General features: G+C 63.6%; 23 protein-coding genes and 1 tRNA gene. 12 read left to right on the top strand and 12 right to left on the bottom strand.

What is annotated here, in order from left to right:
* Positions 1–8: 8 nt before the first annotated feature.
* The 6 genes from C5N93_RS04155 to C5N93_RS04130 form a co-directional block, all read right to left on the bottom strand.
* Positions 9–1,352, bottom strand: coding sequence for a TolC family protein (locus C5N93_RS04155; protein ID WP_242558377.1), 1,344 nt, complete (start codon positions 1,350–1,352; stop codon positions 9–11).
* A 121-nt stretch (positions 1,353–1,473) separates the two neighbouring features.
* The gene (locus C5N93_RS04150; protein ID WP_242558376.1) at positions 1,474–1,872 is read right to left on the bottom strand and encodes a DUF4148 domain-containing protein; all 399 of its coding nucleotides are present in this window, start codon (positions 1,870–1,872) and stop codon (positions 1,474–1,476) included.
* 219 nt (positions 1,873–2,091) lie between these two features.
* Positions 2,092–3,048, bottom strand: a complete 957-nt coding sequence (locus C5N93_RS04145) for an ABC transporter permease (RefSeq protein WP_242558375.1) — start codon at positions 3,046–3,048, stop codon at positions 2,092–2,094.
* Positions 3,045–3,935, bottom strand: a complete 891-nt coding sequence (locus tag C5N93_RS04140) for a sugar ABC transporter permease (RefSeq protein WP_242558374.1) — start codon at positions 3,933–3,935, stop codon at positions 3,045–3,047. Before C5N93_RS04140 ends, C5N93_RS04145 begins: the two co-directional genes overlap by 4 nt.
* A complete protein-coding gene (locus C5N93_RS04135) occupies positions 3,932–5,026 on the bottom strand; it encodes an ABC transporter ATP-binding protein (RefSeq protein WP_242558373.1) in 1,095 nt (364 codons plus the stop codon). The genes C5N93_RS04140 and C5N93_RS04135 overlap by 4 nt, the downstream gene beginning before the upstream one ends.
* Positions 5,027–5,036: 10 nt before the next feature.
* The gene (locus C5N93_RS04130; RefSeq protein WP_139133369.1) at positions 5,037–6,140 is read right to left on the bottom strand and encodes an extracellular solute-binding protein; all 1,104 of its coding nucleotides are present in this window, start codon (positions 6,138–6,140) and stop codon (positions 5,037–5,039) included.
* A gap of 404 nt (positions 6,141–6,544) precedes the next feature.
* Between C5N93_RS04130 and C5N93_RS04125 the strand changes: the two genes are divergently transcribed.
* The 3 genes from C5N93_RS04125 to C5N93_RS04115 all read left to right on the top strand — a co-directional run bounded on the left by C5N93_RS04125 (position 6,545) and on the right by C5N93_RS04115 (position 10,249).
* A complete protein-coding gene (locus tag C5N93_RS04125; protein ID WP_242558372.1) occupies positions 6,545–7,819 on the top strand; it encodes a glucarate dehydratase family protein in 1,275 nt (424 codons plus the stop codon).
* A 264-nt stretch (positions 7,820–8,083) separates the two neighbouring features.
* Positions 8,084–9,256 carry a porin gene (locus tag C5N93_RS04120; RefSeq protein ID WP_242558371.1) on the top strand — a complete coding sequence of 391 codons (1,173 nt, stop codon included), beginning with the start codon at positions 8,084–8,086 and terminating at the stop codon, positions 9,254–9,256.
* Positions 9,257–9,502: 246 nt separating this feature from the next.
* Complete coding sequence (locus C5N93_RS04115) at positions 9,503–10,249, top strand: FadR/GntR family transcriptional regulator (protein ID WP_242558370.1); 747 nt, start codon at positions 9,503–9,505, stop codon at positions 10,247–10,249.
* 21 nt (positions 10,250–10,270) lie between these two features.
* On the opposite strand, the gene C5N93_RS04110 is transcribed toward C5N93_RS04115, so the two are convergent.
* A complete protein-coding gene (locus C5N93_RS04110) occupies positions 10,271–11,002 on the bottom strand; it encodes an MSMEG_1061 family FMN-dependent PPOX-type flavoprotein (RefSeq protein WP_242558369.1) in 732 nt (243 codons plus the stop codon).
* Positions 11,003–11,093: 91 nt separating this feature from the next.
* Between C5N93_RS04110 and C5N93_RS04105 the strand changes: the two genes are divergently transcribed.
* Both C5N93_RS04105 and C5N93_RS04100 read left to right on the top strand, forming a co-directional pair.
* Positions 11,094–11,948 carry a helix-turn-helix transcriptional regulator gene (locus C5N93_RS04105; RefSeq protein ID WP_242558368.1) on the top strand — a complete coding sequence of 285 codons (855 nt, stop codon included), beginning with the start codon at positions 11,094–11,096 and terminating at the stop codon, positions 11,946–11,948.
* Between the two features lie 175 nt (positions 11,949–12,123).
* Entirely contained in the window at positions 12,124–13,098 is a 975-nt protein-coding gene (locus C5N93_RS04100) for a CocE/NonD family hydrolase (protein ID WP_242558367.1), read from the top strand.
* Positions 13,099–13,122: 24 nt separating this feature from the next.
* Here C5N93_RS04100 and C5N93_RS04095 read toward each other — a convergent pair whose 3' ends face one another.
* Together C5N93_RS04095 and C5N93_RS04090 are read right to left on the bottom strand one after the other, a co-directional pair.
* Positions 13,123–13,455 (bottom strand): antibiotic biosynthesis monooxygenase, encoded by a 333-nt coding sequence (locus tag C5N93_RS04095; RefSeq protein ID WP_242558366.1) that lies wholly within the window; start codon positions 13,453–13,455, stop codon positions 13,123–13,125.
* Between the two features lie 201 nt (positions 13,456–13,656).
* Positions 13,657–14,613: a helix-turn-helix domain-containing protein gene (locus C5N93_RS04090; protein ID WP_242558365.1), complete on the bottom strand. Its 957-nt coding sequence runs from the start codon at positions 14,611–14,613 to the stop codon at positions 13,657–13,659.
* A gap of 100 nt (positions 14,614–14,713) precedes the next feature.
* On the opposite strand from C5N93_RS04090, the gene C5N93_RS04085 reads away from it, so the two are divergent.
* Together C5N93_RS04085 and C5N93_RS04080 are read left to right on the top strand one after the other, a co-directional pair.
* Complete coding sequence (locus C5N93_RS04085) at positions 14,714–15,139, top strand: MAPEG family protein (RefSeq protein WP_242558364.1); 426 nt, start codon at positions 14,714–14,716, stop codon at positions 15,137–15,139.
* Between the two features lie 38 nt (positions 15,140–15,177).
* Positions 15,178–15,888, top strand: a complete 711-nt coding sequence (locus C5N93_RS04080; RefSeq protein ID WP_242558363.1) for a GNAT family N-acetyltransferase — start codon at positions 15,178–15,180, stop codon at positions 15,886–15,888.
* Here C5N93_RS04080 and C5N93_RS04075 read toward each other — a convergent pair.
* The 3 genes from C5N93_RS04075 to C5N93_RS04065 all read right to left on the bottom strand — a co-directional run bounded on the left by C5N93_RS04075 (position 15,883) and on the right by C5N93_RS04065 (position 17,496).
* Entirely contained in the window at positions 15,883–16,494 is a 612-nt protein-coding gene (locus tag C5N93_RS04075; protein ID WP_242558362.1) for an HD domain-containing protein, read from the bottom strand. The two genes, C5N93_RS04080 and C5N93_RS04075, sit on opposite strands and share 6 nt — an antisense overlap.
* A gap of 145 nt (positions 16,495–16,639) precedes the next feature.
* The gene (locus C5N93_RS04070; protein WP_242558361.1) at positions 16,640–17,191 is read right to left on the bottom strand and encodes a helix-turn-helix transcriptional regulator; all 552 of its coding nucleotides are present in this window, start codon (positions 17,189–17,191) and stop codon (positions 16,640–16,642) included.
* Between the two features lie 231 nt (positions 17,192–17,422).
* Positions 17,423–17,496: transfer RNA gene (locus C5N93_RS04065), tRNA-Cys, on the bottom strand.
* A 902-nt stretch (positions 17,497–18,398) separates the two neighbouring features.
* Here C5N93_RS04065 and C5N93_RS04060 point away from each other — a divergent pair.
* The 5 genes from C5N93_RS04060 to C5N93_RS04040 all read left to right on the top strand — a co-directional run bounded on the left by C5N93_RS04060 (position 18,399) and on the right by C5N93_RS04040 (position 22,287).
* Positions 18,399–19,154, top strand: a complete 756-nt coding sequence (locus C5N93_RS04060; protein WP_020205335.1) for a hypothetical protein — start codon at positions 18,399–18,401, stop codon at positions 19,152–19,154.
* Positions 19,155–19,273: 119 nt separating this feature from the next.
* Entirely contained in the window at positions 19,274–19,486 is a 213-nt protein-coding gene (locus C5N93_RS04055) for an AlpA family transcriptional regulator (protein WP_011347600.1), read from the top strand.
* 42 nt (positions 19,487–19,528) lie between these two features.
* Complete coding sequence (locus C5N93_RS04050) at positions 19,529–20,404, top strand: ParA family protein (RefSeq protein WP_020205336.1); 876 nt, start codon at positions 19,529–19,531, stop codon at positions 20,402–20,404.
* On the top strand, positions 20,388–20,636 hold the full coding sequence (locus C5N93_RS04045) for a type II toxin-antitoxin system HicA family toxin (protein ID WP_242558360.1): 249 nt from the start codon (positions 20,388–20,390) through the stop codon (positions 20,634–20,636). Before C5N93_RS04050 ends, C5N93_RS04045 begins: the two co-directional genes overlap by 17 nt.
* A complete protein-coding gene (locus tag C5N93_RS04040; RefSeq protein ID WP_020205338.1) occupies positions 20,629–22,287 on the top strand; it encodes a ParB family protein in 1,659 nt (552 codons plus the stop codon). Before C5N93_RS04045 ends, C5N93_RS04040 begins: the two co-directional genes overlap by 8 nt.
* The last annotated feature ends 2 nt before the right edge of the window (positions 22,288–22,289 follow it).

Here is a 22,289-nt window from a genome sequence, read left to right as displayed (position 1 = left end):
GCAGATCCTTACTTGGCAGACGTTGGCGGATTAGGGGACGTGGATAAGGCGGACGAGAGGTATTCGGGGGATAACAGCGCGACGCCGTCGACCGTGCCGCCCACGGCCAGACTGGCAGTGGCATACGCGGCATAGGTATTGGCGATGGACGTCATGTACTGCGAGCGCGCCTGCGATAGCGTTCGCTGCGCATCCAACACGTCGAGAAAGCCGAATTTGCCCAGCAGGAATCCCCGCCGGGTGGCGTCATACGCGCGCTCGGCCTGCGGCAGGATGTTGTCCCGCAGGCTCAGCGTGGCTTCGCGCACGGCCGAGAACTCTGCATAAGACGCCTGTAGCAGCGCCTGCTGTTGCTGACGCACACCGTCATAGACATCGCGTGCCATGTCGGCACGTTGCGCCGCTTCCATCGAAGCCCCCCGACGGGTGTCGAAGATCGGCAGCGGAATCGACAGCCCCACGACCGCCTGATTGTCGGTACGGCCACTGTCCGTCACACGCTTCAACCCGAGGCTCACGCTAACGTCGGGCACGCGCTGCGCGCGTTCGAGCCGGGCCATGGCGTCGCGCCGGTTGATCTCTTCGCTCGCCGAGCGCATTGCGGGTGTGGTCGGCAAGGCCGATACCAGCGACGACCAGACCGGCAATTGCGGCAAGGCGTCGAGATCGCCCGCGAGTTGCTGGGGCAGCGTCATGTCCGACACGCCGAGCGCCTGCGAGAGACGGCCGCGTGCGCGACTGAGCGACGCGCGCGCGGACGCCACGTCGATCTGCGCGTTGTTCAACGCGATCTGCGCGCGCCCCTCGTCGACCGGTGAAATCTTTCCGGCCTGCACGCGTCGCCGGGTGGCGGCGTAGGTGTCCTGCGCGATGTCCTGCGTCTCGGTGGCCAGCGCCACGAGCGCCGTCGCCGACAACGTTTCGAAATAGCGCGTAACGACTTCGCTGCGCACCGTCGTCTCGGCGGTCTGCGCATCCAGCGAGGCAACGCGTTGCGCCGCTTCTCCCGCCTCGACCCGGTAGTGACGCTTGCCCGCAAGCTCGATGGGCTGTGTCAGTTGGAAGGTCGTTGTACGCGAGGCACTGCGGAAGTCCTCCTGCAACACGGACAACTCGGGGTTCGGCCGTGCCCCGGCCTGCATGAGCGCGCCGGTTTGCGCGTCGATCTCGCGTCGCGCGATACGCAACGTGGGGTGGTTGTCCAACGCCAGTTGCATGGCCTGCGCGAGCGTGAGGCCTGTCGTCTGGCCGGATGCCGTGACGGTGGCGGAGGCGGGTTGCGATTGGGCATAGCCGTTGCCCATCACGGCTGCGCTCGTCGCGAGGCAGGTCGTGACGATCAGGTTCTTCATGGAAGCGACACCAGGAATCGCCCCTGAGCGTGCGCTGCTTCCGGCAACGTGCCCAACGGGGAGAAGATGCGAAAAAATGCGAAAAGCGGCTCGGACCAATGCGGGAGCCGCGTGAATCAGGTCAGTTGGCGGCCTGTCGCGACGGGAATGGCGAGACAGCGGGCGACACTGTGGGCGACACTGTGGGCGACACTGTGGGCGACATACGCGGATAGACCGAATCGGGTTGATTCATCAACCCCAGACGCTGGGCCTCGACCAGTTCGCGATACACCTCGTCGCGGGTCTTGCCTGACGCACCCTGCGTCGACTGAATGGCCTTGAGATTCGACGGCACCGGCACGCCTTGCGCGTGCGCCTGCTTCAGATCCGACTGAATCGTTTGCGGCGTAGCGCGATTGGCGTCACCGGCGGGAGGGAAGAAAGGCTTGGCGTCGTCGTAGACGTGATCGGCGCGGGCCGCGGTGGACATGAGGGCCATCAGGCCGACGGCGGCGTAGAGCGCTAGGCGTTTTTGCATGGTAGTACCCCTTTTGCTTGGCTAAGGAAGGCTGGACATCGAAGCCTGTTGGGTACCCATCGTATGAAGCGCGCGCCCACACCAACATGAAACGCAGATTACATTTTTGTCATGTAGAAAAGGCCCGCACTCATGACGAATGCGGGCCTTCGGTGGTCCTGCCGACGGTGGCGCCAAGGGGCGTCCCCCTCGGGTATGCGCCCGGTATGCGCCCCGGCGTCACTCTCCCTTCGGCGCTTCCTTCACACGGCTGACCAGCTGCGTCGGGCTCACGAATTGCAGCGCGATGAGCACCCACAGCAGCGTAATCGCCATGTAGATCATCGCCATCGCATCGATGGACTGCGGCGCACGCACGCCGGTGGAGAACACCGCGTAGTACAGCGCCACGACCAGCGTCTGCGTGTCGGGTCCTGCGGTGAAGAACGTCAGCTCGAACATGCCGATCGTGCGCACCAGCACGAGCAACCCCGCCGCGAGAATGCCCGGCACCAGCAGCGGCAGCAACACGTAGCGGAAGTACTTCAGCGTATTCGCCCCGAAGATGCGCGCGGCCGATTCCAGATTCGGATCGATCTGTTCGATGAAGGGCGTCATGACCAGAATCACGAACGGCAACGACGGTACGAGGTTCGCGAGAATCACCCCCGTGAGCGTGCCGCCCAGGCCGACCTTGTAGAGCACGGTCGCCATCGGAATGCCATACGTGACCGGCGGCACCATCAACGGCAACAGAAACACCAGCATCGCGAGCTTCTTGCCGGGAAACTGCGCGCGCGCCAGTGCATAGGCCGCCGGCACCCCCAGCGCGATCGACAACAGCACGACCGCGCCCACGACTTCGACTGTCACCCACAGCACGTCGGCCAGTTGGAAATCGCGCCACGCCTGCGCATACCAGTGCAGCGTGAAACCCTCGGGCAGCGGCGTGCCGAACCAGCGCGTGGCAAATGAGTTCATCGTGACGGTGGCAATCATCAACGCCACGTTCACGAGGAAGAAAATCATCGCGCCCCACACCAGCACGCGCCACAAGCGCGAACCGGGCCCCTCGCGGCGCAGCTTGCGCCGCGCTTCGGGTGCGACCGCCGTCTGGCTTGCGGACCCCTGCGTTGCCATGAACTCTCCGTTTTGCGCGGCCAGCGTGCCGGCCGGATGCTTGTCTGCGACGCTCATCCCTTGCCTCCCGTGGTCGGACCGCTATAGAACGCCCGGCGTGCGCCGAGCATGCCCGCCACGATCAGCAACTGAACGAAACCCATCACGATCGCCACGCACGAGGCAAGCGAATAGTCGTAACTCTCGAACGCCGCCTCATACGCCGCGATCGACACGACACGTGTCGCCCCCGCAGGTACACCGAGCAGCACCGCCGACGGAAACACCGAGAACGCCTGCACGAACGACAGACACGCCGCCATCGTCAGCCCGGGCACCAGCAGCGGCAGATAGATCAGACGGAACTGCTGCCACGGCCCGGCGCCCAGCGTGCCGGCGGCGCGCGCGAGCGTCGGGTCGATGCCGGTCACGTACGACAGGATCAGCAGGAACGCGAACGGAAAACCTGATATCACCAGCGAGATCAGCACGCCCCAGTAGTTATGCGTCAGACGGACTTCGTCGTGATACAGCCCGAGCGCATGCAACGCCTGCGGGAACCAGCCGTTCGGGCCGTAGTACGTCAGCATGCCGTCGGCGATCAGCACCGTGCCGAGCGTGACCGGCACGACAAGCAGCATCGTCACGAACTTCGATGCGCGCGTGCTTTTGCGCAGCGCGAACGCGGCCGGGATCGACGCGCCCACGTTGATGAGCGTCGCAGGCACCGCGAGCTTGAGCGTGATGAGCACCGTCGGCCACAACGTCGGTTCGGTGAAGAACTTCAGGTAGTTCGCAAGGACACCGCCCCCCTCCATCGGCTGAAACGACAGGAACAGGCCGTAGGCGAACGGATACACGAACATCGCGACCAGACACACGAGCGCCGGTGCGACGAGCCACCCGCGCCCGTCGAAACGTGCAGCCGGCGTCGTGTTGATCGCGGCGGAAGCTCCGGCACTCATGCGCGCTCTCCGGCGTAGACGAGCGTGCGCTCGGCGGGCACGCGCAGCGGCACGCGCTCACCGACGGCGTAATCGCCCGGCAGCCGCGCATACAGCGGCCCGAACGGCGACGCCATGCGCAACAGCGAATCGCGCCCGCCATATTCGACCGTCTCCACGACCGCCTCGAAGGCATTGTCATTGGCAGCGGGCGCGCGCTCGAAATCGTCGGGACGAATTGCCACACTCACCTTGCCCTCGACTTTTCCGCCGGCGGCGGGCGGCTCCATCAGCACGCCGTCGAACGACGCCCCGCCGCAAGACACGCGCGCACGCTCGCCCTGCGCCGAGGTGATCGAGACATCGAGCACGTTGCGATAGCCCATGAAGCGCGCCACGTGCAGATTGCGCGGACGTCCGTACACATCGCGCGGCGCACCGATCTGCTGCACGACGCCCTCTTTCATCACGACGATACGGTCGGCCATCGACAACGCTTCGTCCTGATCGTGCGTGACGTAGATGGTCGCGCGATCGAGCTTGCCGTGGATGCGACGGATTTCCGCACGCATTTCGATGCGCAGCTTCGCGTCGAGGTTCGACAGCGGTTCGTCCATGAGCACAACCGGCGGTTCGATCACGATGGCGCGAGCAATCGCCACGCGCTGTTGCTGACCACCCGACAACTGTCCCGGCAACTTGCGCTCGTGGCCCACGAGCTGCACGAGTTGCAACGCTTCGCGCGAGCGCTTCTCGATCTCGGCACGCGACACGCCGCGCATGCGCAGCCCGAACCCCACGTTGTCCAGCACGCTCATGTGTGGGAACAGCGCGTAGTTCTGGAAGACCATGCCGAAGCCGCGCTTCTCGCTCGGCAGCACGTCGATGCGCTCGTCGTCGAGCCAGATCGCGCCGCCCGTGAGCGGCGTGAGTCCGGCAATGCAATTGAGCGCCGTCGACTTGCCGCAGCCCGAGGGGCCGAGCAGCGCGATGAACTCCCCACGCTCGATGGTCAGATCGAGGCCGTTGAGCGCGGCCACCGACTGTCCTTCGGCGTTGGTAAAGCTGCGCGCTACGTGATCGAGCCGCAGTTGCTGGAAGTTGTGCTTCATGACGAGACCCTTATTTCGACTTCTGCGAACCGATCTCCGCATCCCACTTCTGGAACGCGGCGACCATCGCCGTCGCATCGAGCGGCACGGCGTGCGGGAAGTCGGCGATGAGCTTCGCGTATTCCGGACGGCCATACTTCGCGATCGTTTCCTGACTCTTCGCCGGGGCGGCGGACAGCGGCACGTCCTTCACCGCAGGCCCCGGATAGAAGTAGCCGTCGTCGTACGTGAGCGCCTGTTGCGCCGGTTCGAGCATGAAGTTGATCAGCTTGACGATCACGTCCATCTTCTCTTTCGGCACGCCCTTCGGCACGACCATGTAATGCGCGTCGTTCACCCACGTGAACTTGTCGAACGACTGCACCTTGAACGTTGCCGGCACGATACCGAGCGCACGCGGATTGATGTCCCAGCCGGTAACGGTGACGGTCATGTCGCGGCTGCCTTCCCCCAACTCCTTCATCACCGCCGACGTGCCGCCCGGGTAGTACGGAATGCACGTGTCGAGTTCTTTCAGGAACGCCCACGTCTTGTCCCAGCCCTTGATCGGATCGTGCGGATCCTTGTCGCCGAGCAGGTACGGCAGCCCCATCAGGAACGTGCGCCCCGGGCCCGAGTTGGCCGGACGCGCATAAATCAGCTTGCCCGGATTCGCCTTGCACCAGGCGAGCAGTTCGGCCGGCGTCTTCGGCGGGTTCGTCACCTTCGCCGGGTTGTATTCGACGAGCGGACCGGCAGGCATGAACGTCACGGCCAGCCCATATCCCTTCGAGAGTTCCTGCATCGCACGCACGTTCGGCGCGTACTTGTCGAGCACGCCGGGCAGCTTCGCGCTGTAGTCGGGCAGCAGGCGTTGCCAGAGGTTTTGCTGAATGCCTGCGGCCAGCGCGTCGGTCCCCGTCAGCACGATGTCGATGTCGGAGCGGCCGGCGGCCTGCATGGCCTTGATCTTGCCCGGCAACTGCGGCGCGGGAGCGTTCGTGAACGTGATCTTGGAGACGAGATCCGGGTACTTGTCGCGGAAGGCTTCAAAGCCCTTTTGCGTGAGCGCGAGATTGCCCGCCACGTCCACGACGTTCAGCGCGACAGGCGCTGCGCTTGCGGCACTTGCCATGCTCGCGAGTCCTGCGGCACATGCCACTGCGCCAAAAGTGCGTTGCCAGAATCCCCTGCGGCTGAAGGCCATGCTGTCTCCTTTTGGTTAAATTTCTCGTAAGTCATCATATGACTGAGATATGGGATTTGCAATTGGGAGACATGCCAAATCACCCCGGTGGTTTCCCTAAGTGATCCTGACACCCTTGTTTAATCGGGCTTTAAAGCCATATTTCATCAGGATTCCGACCATTTCCCTAGGGATTTCACCGATAGAGAGGGGGCCATGGCGTCACCTAAATTACGGCCAGTCATACGATGACGTAAAAGTGACATAAAGCACAACATGGGCCGCGATATGGACGTCGCAGATGGCATTGCCGCCGACGTCACGTCCCTGGTGGAGACCGAGGAAAAGTTGCCGTGAAAATCCAGCGCATCACGATCACCCCGATTGCTTTTCGCGACCCGCCGCTGCTCAACGCGGCGGGTATTCACGAGCCGTATGCCCTGCGCTCGATCATCGAAATCGAGACGGATAACGGGCATGTCGGCCTCGGAGAGACGTACGGCGATGCGCCGGTGCTCGCGCTGCTCGAAAACACCCAGCCGCATCTGATCGGCATGGACCCGTTCGATACCAACGGGCTGCGCGAGCGCGTGGCGGCGGTGGTGCGTCAGGGCGTGCGCGGCGAGCGCGTGGCGTACGAACTTGCTCCCGGCACCGACCCTCGCAAGGACGCCGAAAAAATCTACTCCGCGTTCGAAGTCCCGTTTCTCGATTTGCAGGCCAGACATCTGGGCATCCCGCTCGTCGAACTGCTGGGCGGTGCGGTGCGTCAGGAAGTGCAGTACAGCGCGTACCTGTTCTTCAAGTACGGCCAGCACATCGATTCGCCCTATGCACCGGACAGTTGGGGCGAAACACTGAATGCCGAGCAACTCGTGGCGCAGGCGCGCTTCATGATCGACACCTATGGCTTCGGCAGCATCAAGCTCAAGGCCGGGGTGCTCGAACCGACGGAAGAAGTGAAGTGCCTGGGGGCGCTCAAGCGCGCATTCCCCGACAAGCCGCTGCGCATCGATCCGAACGGCAACTGGTCGCTCGCCACCGCCATTGCGATGGGACGCGAACTCGCGGGCGATCTCGAATACTACGAAGACCCCACGCCCACGCTCGAAGGCATGGCCGAGCTGCATCGTGCGACGGGCATGCCGCTCGCCACGAACATGGTCGTCACCGACCTGCGGCAGTTTCGCGAGAACGTGCGCCTGAACGGCGCGCAGATCATCCTCTCCGATCACCACTACTGGGGCGGATTGCGCGACACGCAGTTGCTCGCGCGCATGTGCGAGACGTTCGATCTCGGCCTGTCGATGCACTCCAACTCACACCTCGGCATCAGCCTGATGGCCATGACGCATCTGGCCGCGAGCGTGCCGCGTCTCTCATACGCGTGCGACACGCACTACCCGTGGCAGGAGGCCGACGAAGAGGTCGTGCGCGGGGGCAAGATCGCGATTCGCAACGGCGCGGTCGCTGTGACGAAAGCGCCCGGCCTCGGGCTGGAAATCGACCCGGAACAGTTGGCGAAGCTGCACGAACAGTATCTGCGCTGCGGATTGCGCACGCGCAACGACGCCGTGCAGATGCGCAAATACCGCCCTGACTGGAGCGGCAAGGCACCGCGTTTTTGACCGTGATTGCGTAGCAGCAATACGTCAGGGCGTTGGCTCAACGGCGATTGCGCACGACCCCATGAGGACGATCACGTCATAGCCGCTCGCGCGCGGCGACAGAACACCACGGCAGCACCTTGAGCAGAGGCAACACGAGAACGAAGCAAAAAGAAGCGAAGCGAAGAGAAGGAAGCGAAGCAGCGCAAGCCTCAGACGCACACCCCAGTGTGCGATCCGCCCAATAAGCGAAGTCCAGGAAAATACATCACAAGAGGAGAAGTCGTGAGACATTCGAAACTGTTTGCCGGGCTGGTACTGGCCGGTCTCGCCGCCGGCGCCGTGCCGGCGTTTGCCCAGTCGAACGTGACGCTGTACGGGATCGTCGACGATGCACTGACATACAGCAGCAACCAGAACGGTAAATCGAACACTTACCTGCGCAACGGCAACCTCGCGGGCAGCCGCTGGGGCCTGCGCGGCACGGAAGATCTCGGTGGGGGCACCAAGGCACTCTTCCAGTTGGAGAACGGCTTCGACGTGAACAACGGCGCGTTGAGCTCGTCGGGGGTGATGTTCAACCGTCAGGCCTTCGTCGGCCTGAAGAACGACCAGGCCGGCACGGTCACCATCGGTCGTCAGTATTCGCCGTACTACCTGCTCGTGGGCACGATCGGTCCGGTCGCCTACGTGACGGGCGCGACCGGCGCTCACCCGGGCGATATCGACGGTCTCGACACGACCATCCGCATCAACAACTCCGTGACGTACACCTCGCCCGTTTTGTGGGGCGTGACGGCCAGCGTGCAATACGGTTTCGGCGGTCAGCCCGGCGACATGGGCAAGGGCAACACGTTTTCCGGTGCGCTGCGTTACGACGGCGGTCCGCTGTCGCTGGCCGCCGGTTACCTTCGCATGAACAACGTGGGCGGCGGCACGACGTGGAACGGCGCATCGACGGGCACGCCGGGCACGTCCGCCGTCAATCAGGGCTATGTCACCGCCGACTCGCTGCAACACATCGCCGTGGCCGGTATCTACACGATCGGCAGTGTGACGCTGGGCGCGAGCTACAGCAACGTGCAATACAAGCCGGGCGCCGCGTCGTTGTTCCGCGACTCCGCGATCTTCAATACGGCCGGCGTGCATGCGTCGTGGATCGTGGCGCCGCAGTGGCGTCTGGCCGCTGCGTACAGCTACACCGCCGCCTCGAAGGCCAATGGCATCACCGACGCCGCCACGTACCATCAGGTGTCGCTCGCGCAGGTGTATTCGCTCTCGAAGCGCACGTCGCTCTATGCGCTCGAAGCGTGGCAGCACGCCAACGGCAAGTCGCTCTCGGCCAACGGCGTGAGCATCATCAATGCGGGTCCGGTGGTCGGCGATTCGCAGAACAGCACGCCGTCGGCAACGAGTTCGCAGTTCGTCGGCATGCTGGGGATTCGCGTCGATTTCTGACGCGCGTCCGTCTGAAGTCAGGCTGTCCGGAGCGGCGCCGTGCGCGTGCCGGTCCGGACAGTTCCGAGTGGTCGCGAGAAGTCGCACAATGCAGTGCTCTCGGCCGCCAGCGCCCGATATCGTCTGGGTTGTGGCGCTGGCGGTCGATTCTTATCGGTTGTCGTATGTATGCGACGGTCGATAAGGTAAACTGGGGGTGCTTTTCGCCATTTATCGTCACCCACAATGCCAACCGACGCCATGTCCATGACCAGCCCGTTGCCCGCACGTCCTCGCCGCAAGTCTCGCAGCCTCACGGAGGAGGTGGTGAGCGCCTTGTCCGAGCAGATTCGCGCCGGCACGTTCCGCCCGGGCGACAAGCTGCCGACCGAGTCGGCCATCATGGAAAGCCTCGGCGTGAGCCGTACGGTGGTTCGCGAGGCGATCTCGCGGTTGCAGGCGGCGCAACTGGTGGAGACGCGTCACGGCATCGGCACCTTCGTGCTCGAAGCGCCGCGCGAGAATGCGCTGCAAGTCGACACCAACAGCATTCTCACGATGCTCGACGTGATGGCGATTCTGGAGTTGCGTATCTCGCTGGAAACGGAAGCTGCCGGTCTTGCCGCGAACCGTCGCACCGACACGCAGCTCAAGGCGATGCGTCAGGCGCTCGACGACTTCGAAATGCACGTGCGTCAGCGCACCGGCAATGCCGTGACCGCCGACGTCGCCTTTCACCTGCAAGTGGCGAGCGCGACCGGCAACCGCTACTTCCACGACATCCTCGAACAGCTCGGCAACACGATCATCCCGCGCACGCGCGTGAACTCGGCCGCACTGGCCGACGACGATCAGGTGTCGTATCTGAACCGCGTGAATCGCGAACACGAAGACATTTACAACGCGATCGCCCGACGCGATCCGGAAGCCGCACGTGCCGCCATGCGCACGCACCTGACGAACAGTCGCGAACGTCTGCGCCGTGCGCAGGAATCGGCTGGCACGCAGAACTGACAAGATGAGCGAGGGCTGACCTCAATAAAGATCGCCGCGCACCGCACGGTAGTAGCCGGCATCGATCTCGCTTGCGCGGGCCTTGTCCATTCCGGTGAGCGCGGTCTTCATGTCCCCCATCGACGGCACCGCCTTGCGGTCGACGTGCGATTCGGTGCGCCAGAGCTTCGCGCGATTGATCGCCTTGCCGCAGTGAAACAACACTTCGTCGATTTGCACGACGATGGCCGTCTTCGGTGTGCGCTCGCCCTCCTTGAGCGTCGCCAGCAACGCCGGATCGGTGGCAATCCGTGCATGGCCGTTGATCCGCATGAAGACTTCCAGCCCCGGGAACAGAAACAGCATGCCGATGCGATCGTCTTCACACAGGTTGCGCAGCGAGGCGATACGGTTGTTGCCCGGCCAGTCCGCGAACATCACGGTCTTCTCGTCGAGCACCTTGACGAAGCCCGGCTCGCCGCCACGCGGCGAGGCATCGAGTCCCTGTGCGCTGCCGGTCGCCACGCAGAAGAACGTGGCGACGTTGAGATATGCCACGTGAAACGAGAGCAGGTGCGGTAACACGCCCTTCGTGATCATCTCCGATGGCGGGTCGTAGAGTTGGTCGAGATCGACCTGAGATGAAACGGTCCGCGTCGGCGGCTCGCAAGCGCGGTCATCGGCGGCGAGGCTGTCGTTGGCATCAGAGGTATCGGAGATATCGGCGGTATCGGGGAGATCGCCGGACCCGGCGGGAGGGATGGGCTGCGACATGGCACGCTCCTTCAAGAACACGCGCCGAGCATATCCCGGCATTGAATGGCGCTGATAGACTATCGACGCCATTCAATAGCGAAATGACGCCATGAATTTACCGGAACACCTCAAAGCCAAGATGGCGCGCGTTCAGCACATGGACGCGAGCGATCCGCCGCTGATCGCGCTCGTCGGTCGCGAGAGCACGCCGCGCGTGTCGCAGACACATCATCACGCGTCCGGTCAGTTGCTTGGGTTGTTCAACGGTCTGATCTCCGTGCGCACGAGTCTCGGGGCGTGGGTCGTGCCGACGACGCGCGCCGTGTGGGTGCCGCCGCATTGTCCTCACGCCGCGTTCTCTCACGGGCCGTTCAACGGCTGGGCGGTGTACGTCCGCCCGGACCGATGCGCGGGACTGCCCGAGCAGCCGCGTGCGATCGAGGTCTCCGGATTGCTGCGCGAAGCGGTGCTCAGGGCCGCGCAATGGGACATGGGTCCCCCGGATCGAGCGCAAACGCACGTGATGCAAGTGATTCTGGACGAGATCGCGCTAAGTCCCGCCGACGCCTTCCGTCTGCCGATGCCCCGCGATGCCCGCCTGAAACGCATCGCCACCGCGCTCGTCGACAACCCCGCCGATGCGCGCACCCTCGACGCATGGGCCGCCTGGGCGAACACCGCGCCGCGCACCGTGAGCCGTCGTTTCGTCGAAGAGACCGGGCTGACGTTCACGGCGTGGCGTCAGCGGGCGCGTCTGTTGCGCGGGCTGGAACTGCTCGCCGCCGGACAACCGGTGGGCGCCGTCGCGCTCGATCTCGGCTACGACAACGCCAGCGTGTTCATCGCGGTATTCAAGCGCACGTTCAACACCACGCCCGGCCGTTACTTCGCCATGGCATCGCCCGACATCGCGGATGCGCGCGCCGCCGAAACGTTGGTGGCCGATGACGACGCGGCAGGCTGACGTCGTTTGTGCGGGGATCTCACGGCCATGGGTACACGACTTCATCGTGACTTCATGCCCCCGCAACATTCATGATTCGGACGATTGCTCAAACGTCAGCGCGCGAAGTAGCATGAGCGTCGATTTGTGAGTGAGACCCCGAACCTCGGATCGCCACCGGAACGCCATCCCTCCCATGAAACCCCTCGTCGCACGTTCTGCTTTGCACGCCCGATGCCTCTGCGTCGCCGCGCTTGCCGCCTCGCTCATTGCCACGGTCTTCGCCTTGCTCTTCGCCATGCCTGCGGCATATGCGGCGACGGACGAATCCGCGTCGCCCGCGAGCGCCGCCCATGCGCCGGTCAAGCCCGAGATCGTCTCCATCAAGCTTCCCGGCGCGGGCACGTTCGGGGGCGACGTCGACATGCACACGGAGGTCTACAAACCTGCCGGCGACGGCCCCTTCCCCGTGCTGATCTTCGAGCACGGGCGAGCCGGCGATCCGCAGACGCGCGCGAAGCTCACCGCGCCGATTTTGCCGGGCCACGTGCGCTTCTGGCTCGCGAAGGGATTCGCGATCGTCGCGCCGATTCGCGTCGGGTATGGCTTGACGGGCGGACCGGATCGGGAGAACTCGGGGGCGTCGTTCAATCAGTCGGGACAATGCACGCGTCGCCCGGACTTCGAGACGTTGGCCAAGGTGACGGCGGAGGCGAACCTCGCCGTGCTGAAGTGGGCGCAGGCGCAGCCCTGGGTGGACAAGAACCGCGTGGTGCTGGAGGGACGCTCGGTCGGCGGCTTCACCACGGTCTCCACTGCGGCGACCAACCCGCCGGGCGTCGTCGGGTACATCAACTTCTCGGGCGGCGCAGGCGGCTCGCCCGAGCGCGCGCCGCAGCACAGTTGCGACCCCGAGCAGATGAAAGCGGTGTACGGCGAATTCGGCAAGCGCACCAGGATTCCGGGCTTGTGGCTGTACGCGCACAACGACCAGTACTGGGGCCCGGACGCGCCCAGACAATGGTTCGACGCGTTCGCGGCGTCAGGCAGCCCGGCGCAGTTCGTTCACACGGAAGACATCCCGGGCCACGACGGTCACATGCTGCTCACCTACGGCGGCAAGATGTGGTCGGCGCCCGTGAACGCGTTCCTCAAACAGATCGGCTTCTGAGGTGTCGTCGGCCGACGTCCCGCATCATTTCACGATGTGCGGGACGAGCACGTGAGGCAGTTTGCCGTCGCCATAGCTGCGCAGTACTTGCGAGATGACGACCTGATAGCCATCGAGCCATTTCGACTGCGCGGCCTTCGCTTCGATATGCGTCGGATGCCGAATCAATTGCTCGAGAGATTCAAGCGACGCCCAGTAATACACATTCGAGACCTGCCCCGTCGCAGCGTTCTCCCACGCCTCCTCGCCGAGATACCCGGGAATGCTGCGCGCCGCCCGCGCGATCGCCTGATCGAGCCGATGGAACTCGTCGTCGAACGGCTTTGCCGCGAAGATGAACGTGGAGGAATACGTCATGAAAGGAAGGCTGTGAGCAGAGAGAGGCCCGGCAGACGGGGTGAGGTTTGCGCCGCGATTCTCGGGTATTTCCTCCGCGATGTCCATGGTCGGCCGAGGGCGTTGCACGTATCGCACGTCTCGCCTGCGTGACACGTGCAGCGCGCACAGACGGCAAGTTACTGAGGCACCGAGTCTGCGAGCAGCGTCAGACGTCTGCGTTCAATCCTTGCGTAGTTCCTTGACCGTGCGTCCGAGTTTTCGGCGCAGCAAACTTCGCAACGTCGACGCATCGGCATACCCGACTTGCGCCGCGACGGTCTCGAGATCGCAACCGTTCGACACGAGTTGTCGCGCACGCTGAATGCGCAGGTCCTGGAAGAACGCCAGTGGCGATTTGCCGAGCACTTGCTCTGTGCGACGTTGCAACGTGCGCACGTGAACATGCAGTGCGCTCGCCGCGCTCTCCAGCGAAAACCCTTGTGACATGTGCTCGCGCGACCATCGCTCGAAACGCTCGACGAGCGGATCGGCGTGCGCCAGATAGTCGGGAATCACGTACTGCGCCTGCGACGCGCGATTGTCGATCAGCAGAAACCGGGCGACGTTCGACGCCAGTTCCGGACTGACCTGTCGCACGAACCACAAGGCAAGGTCGAGATGCCCCATCGCGGCGCCTGCCGTCACGAGGCCATTGGACGTCACGATCATGCGCGAGTCGTCGAGCCGCACCGTGGGGTAGCGCTCGCGAAACAACGGCGAGAGCGACCATGTGGTGGTGGCCTCCTCGCCGTCGAGCAGGCCGCTATCGGCCAGCACGAACGTGCCGATACACGCCGCCGCAATTCCGATGCCCTGCGCACGCCACTCGCGCAGATGCGACTTGGCGGCCTCGACGTCGCGTCGCGCCAGCGCGGGCACGAGGACATCCGCCATCTTGGCGTTCAACGCGGGCACGACGACCCAGTCGGGACGGTCGACTTCGCGCGCCGGCTCGACCGCCATCGTCAGGCCGAGCGCAGTTTTCACTCTCGGCTTCACGCCGATGACCGTGACCTGAAACGGTTCGGTGTCGGCGCCGCCTAACTTCGCGATCTCGTTGGCCGTGCACAGGGTATCGAGGATCGCCGTGATGCCTGTGTCGAACATGCCGTCGAGTGCAAAGACGCAAACCTTCATGTCGTAAATCACCTGAAAATTGTCATTTGCGACTATATCTCCGTCGGCTGCGCCTGTCTAGAATCGCCGCATATTCAACGACTTCCCGAGGCCGGACAAGATGAATCTCACGCCCGAACTGTATTACCTGACCTGCGTGACGGCGATGACTGCCGCGATGTGGATCCCTTACATCGTGGGCGGCATCGTGCTGCGCGGACCGATGCGCGCGATGGCGAATCCGGCACTGGAAGGGACAGCGCCCGCGGGAGGAGCGGCCGCACCTGCATGGATGCAACGAGCGAAGCGCGCCCACGCGAATGCCGTGGAGAACCTCGCAGTATTTGCACCGCTGGTATTGATCGCCGCGTTGTCGGGCATCTCTACGCCGTCGACGGTCTTCGCGGCGAAGCTTTATCTGACGGCGCGCGTCGTCCATTACGCCGTCTATGTCGCGGGCATTCCCGTCGTCAGAACGCTGGCGTTTCTGGTCGGCTTCGGAGCAACGGTGTCGTTCGCCACAGCGATACTCGCCCACGCAGTTTGAGCCGGGATCTCGGCAGCACATCTTTCAGGAAACCGATCATGGAAAAGCAGAATTCCGGTCATCTCGACAGCCCCGTGTGGCATGCGCTTTCGACAACGCAATCGGCGCTCGGCGAGGGGACACCTCTGGCGCGTCGCTATCACCCGGATGTCGCGCCGTTCGCCGGCATCGAGAACACGACATTGGAAGCGTTTCAGGCACTCATGACCCTGATCCCGCAAGGCGGCTTCGCGTTCGTGCCGACATTGGCGGCGTTGCCGCCGATGGAGGGCATCCATCACGAGCACGTGTTTTCGGTGATTCAAATGGTGGATTGCGCAGACGCCCTCGGCACTGACGAGGACGACGCAACCATCGTGCAACTCGGCACGACGGACGTGCCCGACATGATGGCGTTAGCCGGACGCACGCGCCCCGGTCCCTTCGGCAAACGTACGATCGAGATGGGGGATTACGTTGGCATTCGCGTCGACGGCGAACTGATCGCGATGGCCGGAGAGCGCATGCGTTTCGACGGTTACGTGGAAATCAGCGCGGTGTGCGTGGACGAACGTCATCGTGGCAAATCGATCGCCCGACGGCTGATGAACCGGCTCCGCCGGGAGATCCGCGCACGAGGCGACATCCCGTTTCTTCACGTGAAGGACGACAACGACACCGCCATCGCGCTCTACGAACGGATGGGGTTCGTGCGGAGGCAAACGCTGGTCATGCATCGCATGGCGCATGCGGCAAGCGTATCGCTATGACGTCTTTCGCAGCAAGCGGTCCTGCGTCGCGTCGTCGATCCGCTGGCGAACGTCGCGAAGCGACGGCACCGCATCGGTGGCCTTTCGTCCGTACTCGAGATTAAAGGCGTAATCGAAGTCAGGCGGGTTATCGCCCTGCGTGTGTTGCAGCATCGTTTCGAGTTTATCCAGCGCCTTGACGGCACGCGCTTCGGGCGTTGCCGCTTGCGAGTATTCGTCCCAGAGTGCGACGATCCTGTCACGCAGCGGGGCGTCAAGCGATGCGCAGATGGTCTGTAGATCGCGACGCTCGACGGCATCCTTATCGACATCGCCGCGTTGCGCCGGTGCGGGTACGTCACCGTGAAGCGCTTCGCCCAGGTCGTGCACCAGACATAGCGCCATGACCCGCAACGGGTCGACGTCACCGAGCCGATCCATGAAGACCATCGCCATGAGGCCAAGCCGCCAACTGTGTTCGGCGGTGCTCTCGCGACGTCCGGTCGAGGTGTATGCGCTTCGCAGCACGTCTTTCAGCCGTTCGCACGCGCGCAGGAAATCCAGTCGCCCGTCGATTGTCGGTATGTCTGTCGTTGTGCATGCTGCGGCACCGGTCGTCGCTTTCATGGCCCCCTCCTGCCTCGCGCTCATCCCATTCAACGCATCAGTCTATGCGTCGATATGGCGGCCATCTACGCATAAATTATGCGTAGTCGACTCGCACACGTTGCGCACGGCGAGGTTGCTACAAGGCGGTTGGGAGGCCACCGGCTCAAAGCGTTTCGACGAGTCGCGCCACGGTGCCGTCGGACAGCGTGAAGCGGGTCCATCGGCATCGACTGTCCCGAATCGGAACGAGTGCCGAAGCATTGCTGCCGGTGTCGAACTCGACGGACTGCGTTTGATGCTCGCCCCATCCCTCAGCTCTGAGCGAGTGTTCGCGTGCCCGAATCGCATCCGTCGCGAACGGCCACAAGGACTTGCCCATCAGCGTGGCAACAGGCGCAGAGAACTCCATCGCCCGCGACGGCGAACAGGCGAGCAACCGGTGTGTGAGGTCGCAGACAAGATGCACGGGCAAGGCATTGAAGTTCACGAGTCGCGCCAGCGCTCTGTCCGCAGTCGAGTCGAGACTTGCGGCCAGCAGCGGTTCGATCCGCGCCAGTTCATCGGCGCCGATGGCGAGCGTTCCGGCCTCCCAACGCGACACGGTCGATTGGGATACGCCGAACAATGCCGCCGCGTGCGTTTGCTTGATTCGCCGCAAGGTGCGCCAGCGCCGCAGTGTAGCCGCAGGCGCGTACGGAAGTTTCGGCGCCGTCATGTCGGGTGCCGATGCAAAAGGCCTAATAGGTGTACTCACAACCCTCTCTCCGATTCCGTTTTGTCGCCAGTTATCAACTCGCATACCCGGCAAATCTTACTGAATTCCGGGTGGCAAATCGCCCTTTCCCGGGGGGATGAGACGGGTTTTGACCACTTGTAGCGGGCTTTGGTGAAAATGAAACGGGAAGCGGAAAAAGAAAAAGCCCTGACAAGTCAGGGCTTTTGAATTTGGAGGCGGGAGTCGGAATCGAACCGGCGTACACGGCTTTGCAGGCCGCTGCATGACCACTCTGCCATCCCGCCATCGGGATATGCTGCCGCATTGTAACCGCTCGCTGTTGCCATCGAGGGCGCCCTTCGGATCGATCGCCGTGGGCTTTTCGGCAAATAAAAAGGGAAGCCAGGCTTCCCTCTGGATTTGGAGCGGGAAACGAGACGTTTACTAGAGCAGTAAGTCGTTGTTTCCCAAACACTTTCTTCGCTTAGGTGGTCAGCGAAGACCTCAATTGTAGCCTTATTTTTCGTCCTCGGCAACAAGGATCATCCAAAGAGCACCACTAGCGGCCAAGGACACGTACCCAGCACATCAGACGCGCCCTCAGTCCGCGACGGACCAAGGTTCGCTGGCTGACCCTCTTCTCCCGCTTCAAGACCACGACGCAGGCCAGCCAGATGCCTCCGATGTCGGCGCAGTTCGCATGTCGCCTTGAAGCGGCAACCGCGAAGCGTCGAGCGCACGTCCGCCATGTGGTCAGTTCACCATGAAAGAGCGCGCACCCTAGCCATCGGGCCTACGCGCGCGATTCTTTATCGGTATATCAGGATGCCTGGGTGGGTATGACAGGGGTGGTTTCGCTGCGTTTAACGGGACGGTAGACGACAACAGCCATGCCACTGCGCCTTGTGACACCGCTGGCATATAAGGCCATACCGAGACAGTTTTGCAGAAGCCGCAACTTATTACGACGCTGATAGCGTGAGCGTCACTGTCGAGCCTCTATCCCGATGCTCGACCTTCTAGCGGTCGATGAATTTTTACACATTGGGCACATGACGGCTACCAGTAGAACGAACTGGTGAGAGGTGCTCAAGCCTCATGACGAACCGGGCCTCGGGGTTCGCTTCCTGCACAGACAACTGCCCGACCACGGGGTCGGCGATAAAGGAGTCGGCCATGTAGTTCTTCTCCTGGAAGGAGACGGAGCATGCACGAGAACAAGAATGATGCACCAACATCAAAGGTGTTCTATCGCCCGATTGAAGCGTCCATCCGTTGGGCTGGGCTGCTGCGGTACGAGCCCGTGATCCTGGCCTCGATTTCATCTCCCAGGAATCTGCCAGAGTCGTTGGACTGCCCACGCTGGGGCGAACTGCGGCTGTACACCGAACGCATCTACGACGGCATCCTCAATGGTGAGCTGCCCTTCGGGGAGAACGGCATCACGACACGCGATATCGCATTGATCGAGTCCCCTGATCTGACGGTTCGCCATGTCGATCTGAAGCGCTGGATGCGCCAGCACTACCCCGAGCAACGTCCTGGCTTCCTGTTCTCGCGCAGCGAGCGCATCGCCCATCCTGTCATCTCGCTAGAAACGGGGCAAGCCATGCTGGTCGAACGACTCGCCCTTAAATCTGCCTTGGGTCTGTACAAGCGTCAACTGCAAGAATTGCAGGAGAAGCACGATGCTCTTCTCAAGCAGTCCACGGCGATCCCCGCGTGCGCTCAATGCCCCATCAGCGACCGGGCGGAAGCTACCTATCTGAACATCATCGGAGGGATGCTGGACCTGATGCTCGGCCAATCTCCATCTGGCACGCCGTACTCCAGCTTCAAGACCCAGGAAGCCGTTGTCAGCGCACTAGTTGCTCATCACGGCGGCGCCATGGGTATCGCGGAGCGGACGTTGAACGGCAAGTTCGCCACTGCAAGGCGCCGGCTGCGTAGCGCATCCCTCTGAAGTTTTTCCAGCTTGTATGTGCAGTCGCGGAGATTGCATTTGCAATGTCTTTCCGCAGCCATGTCTATTGAATGGAGGTCACGCCAACAAACGCCACTGAGCGTTCAGGAGTGACCGCCATGTCGCAAACACCTGTACTGCCACCGAACGAGCGCCGCATCCTGCGCCTGGAAGAAGTCGAAGCGAAATCCGGCTTCAAACGCGCTCACATCTACAACCTGATGAAGAAACGCCAGTTCCCCCAGGCGCTGCGTCTGGGGGTGCGCGCAGTGGGTTGGGACTCCATCGAGATCGATCAGTGGATCGCCGAGCGCGTCAACAACCGGGCCTGACCCGTTCTCCCGCGGACTTCCCATCCTCACACGGAGAACGCCATGCAGGTCGTATCCATCATTTCAACCAAAGGTGGCGTCGGCAAAACCACCACGGCCGCGAACCTCGGCGGGCTTGCCGCGGACGCGGGGCTGCGTGTGCTGCTACTCGACCTCGACGTGCAGCCCACCTTGTCCTCGTACTACGAGCTAGGCCACCGCGCACCTGGTGGCATCTACGAGTTGCTGGCCTTCAACGAGCGCGACCTCGGGCTGCTTATTTCCCGCACGATCATCGCTGGCCTGGACTTGGTGCTCTCCAACGACCACCGAGGCGAGCTGAACACCTTGCTGCTGCACGCGCCAGATGGGCGCCTGCGGTTGCGCCATCTCTTGCCGGTCTTGGCACCTCTCTATGACCTGGTGCTGATCGACACCCAAGGCGCGCGCTCGGTGTTGCTGGAGATGGCGGTGCTCGCTTCCGACCTCGCGCTATCGCCCGTGACCCCGGAAATCCTCGCGGCGCGCGAGCTGCGGCGCGGCACCATGCAGTTGCTCGAAGACATTGCGCCGTACCGGCACCTGGGCATCGAGCCTCCACCTCTGCATCTGCTCATCAATCGCGTCCATCCTGTGTCCGCCAATGCACGGCTGATCCAGCAGGCCCTGCGCGATCTTTTCCAGGACCACGCCGGCATCCGCGTGCTGTCCACCGACGTGCCGGCCATCGAGGCGTATCCGCGTGCAGCTACGCGCGGACTGCCGGTGCATCGGGTCGAATACCGCCAGCCGCCGGGCAGAGTCGCCCCCGCCGCGCTCGACACCATGCGCGGCCTCGCAGACGAACTGTTCCCGCAATGGCAGCACCGATTTGCCATGGTGTCCGGCCGTCCGCCACACCCTCTTGATACCGGGAGGCCTCATGGCGAACGCACATGAGCTTGCCCGAGGCCATAAGCGGCTTCGCGCCCTGATCGAGTTCGCGGTTAGCGAAGGGTGGCACGTCAAACGCACGCCGGGCGGCCACCTCAAATTCACCAAGGCTGGCTGCGCCGCGATCTACACCAGCTCGACCGCCAGCGACCACCGGGCGACCCTCAACGCCCGTGCGCAAATCCGCCGCGCCGAGCGCGAGGCCCGATCCCAAGCACAGGGAGGCGGCCATGGCTGAGATCACCTCCCAGCAGATGGCCGGCAAGCTGCTCGCGGCCGGATTCGAGCGCAACGGCCCGTCAGCCTCGGCCTTGAGCGACCCGATCGCCGACACCCCCATGGTCGTGACCCTGGATCAGTTGCGTCCCTACGACCACGATCCCAGGAAAAAACGCAACCCGGCCTACGAGGAAATCAAGGCGTCCATCCGTGAGCGCGGCCTGGACGCGGCGCCGGCCATCACTCGCCGACCAGGTGACGATCACTACATCATCCGCAACGGCGGAAATACGCGGCTGGCGATCCTGCGCGAACTATGGTCGGAGACCAAGGACGAGCGATTCTTCCGTATATCGTGCCTGTTCCGGCCTTGGCCCAGCCGCGGCGAAGTCGTCATGTTGACCGGCCACCTGGCCGAGAACGAATTGCGCGGGGGCCTCACGTTCATCGAGCGCGCCCTCGGCGTCGAGAAGGCGCGCGAGTTCTACGAGCAAGAAAGCGGCGCCACCTTGAGCCAGTCCGAGCTGGCCCGCCGCCTCGCTGCCGATGGCTTCCCGGTCCAACAGTCGCACATCAGCCGCATGAACGACGCGGTGCGCTACCTCCTGCCCGCGATCCCCACCGTGCTCTATGGCGGCCTCGGTCGCCATCAGGTCGAACGCCTGTCGGTCATGCGCAAAGCCTGCATGCTCGCGTGGGAGCGCTACGCCAAGGGCCGCTCACTGGTTCAGGACTTCGACGAGTTTTTCCAGGACGTGCTGTCGCAATTCGACGTCCAGGCCGACGAGTTCTCCGCGCAGCGCGTACAGGACGAGCTGATCGGCCAGATGGCCGAGTTGCTGGGTGTCGATTACGACGTGCTCGCCCTGGACATGACCGAATCCGAGAGCCGGCAGCGCGCCTTGGTCAGCGACCCAACACCGCCCTCGACGCCGCCTGCATTGCCGGAGCCGGGAACCATCGCGCGCCCACCTGCCAACACCGCGCCACCCACCGCAGGGGCTGCATCGGCAGCGCCGCCTGCGGGCCGACCTGCGGCAACGCCCGCGACGCACGAGAGCGACGCGGATGCCAGCCAGGCGGGTGCGGCCAGCCCTGCGGCGGGGAGCGATCTGCTTCGGGAGCACATCGTCTCGCCGGCACCGACGACCGAACGGCTCCAGTCCATCCAGCGCATGGTCGCCGACCAGTTGGGTGATGCGCTGCCGCCCGACTTCTCGGCGAGCGTCTTGCAGTCCATCCCCGTGCAGGCCGGCGGGCTCTATCCGATATCCGATGTCTGGTACATCGATCCCGGCCTGGATACACCCGAGCGCTTGCGCATCCACATCGCACAGTTCGCCCGCGAAATCGCGGGCGAGGCAGACCTGGAAGAGTTCATTGATGACCGTGCAGACGGTATCGGTTTCGCCTGCCGGGCCCGCAGCCAAAGCCCGGAGCCGCTGGGCCGTGCCGTCCTCGCGCTGTTGGCGTGCCTGGCCGGTCAGCGGCTCGCCGACGTCGGCCTGCATGACGGGCAAGTCGTCATCGACCTGCCGACGCTGCTGCACGGCCAGGGTGATGCGGCCCAGCGATTGAGCGACACCGCGCTGGTCAAGCTGTTCCGGCTGCTGCGGCTGGCCCGGCGCCTGCTCGACCTGGAAGCCGGCGCTGCGGACCTTGGAACGTGAGC

The organism is Pandoraea sp. LA3, assembly GCF_022696215.1.
GTDB lineage: Bacteria > Pseudomonadota > Gammaproteobacteria > Burkholderiales > Burkholderiaceae > Pandoraea > Pandoraea capi.
Note: the sequence above shows the minus strand (reverse complement) of the source record. Positions and strands in the feature narration are given on the sequence as shown.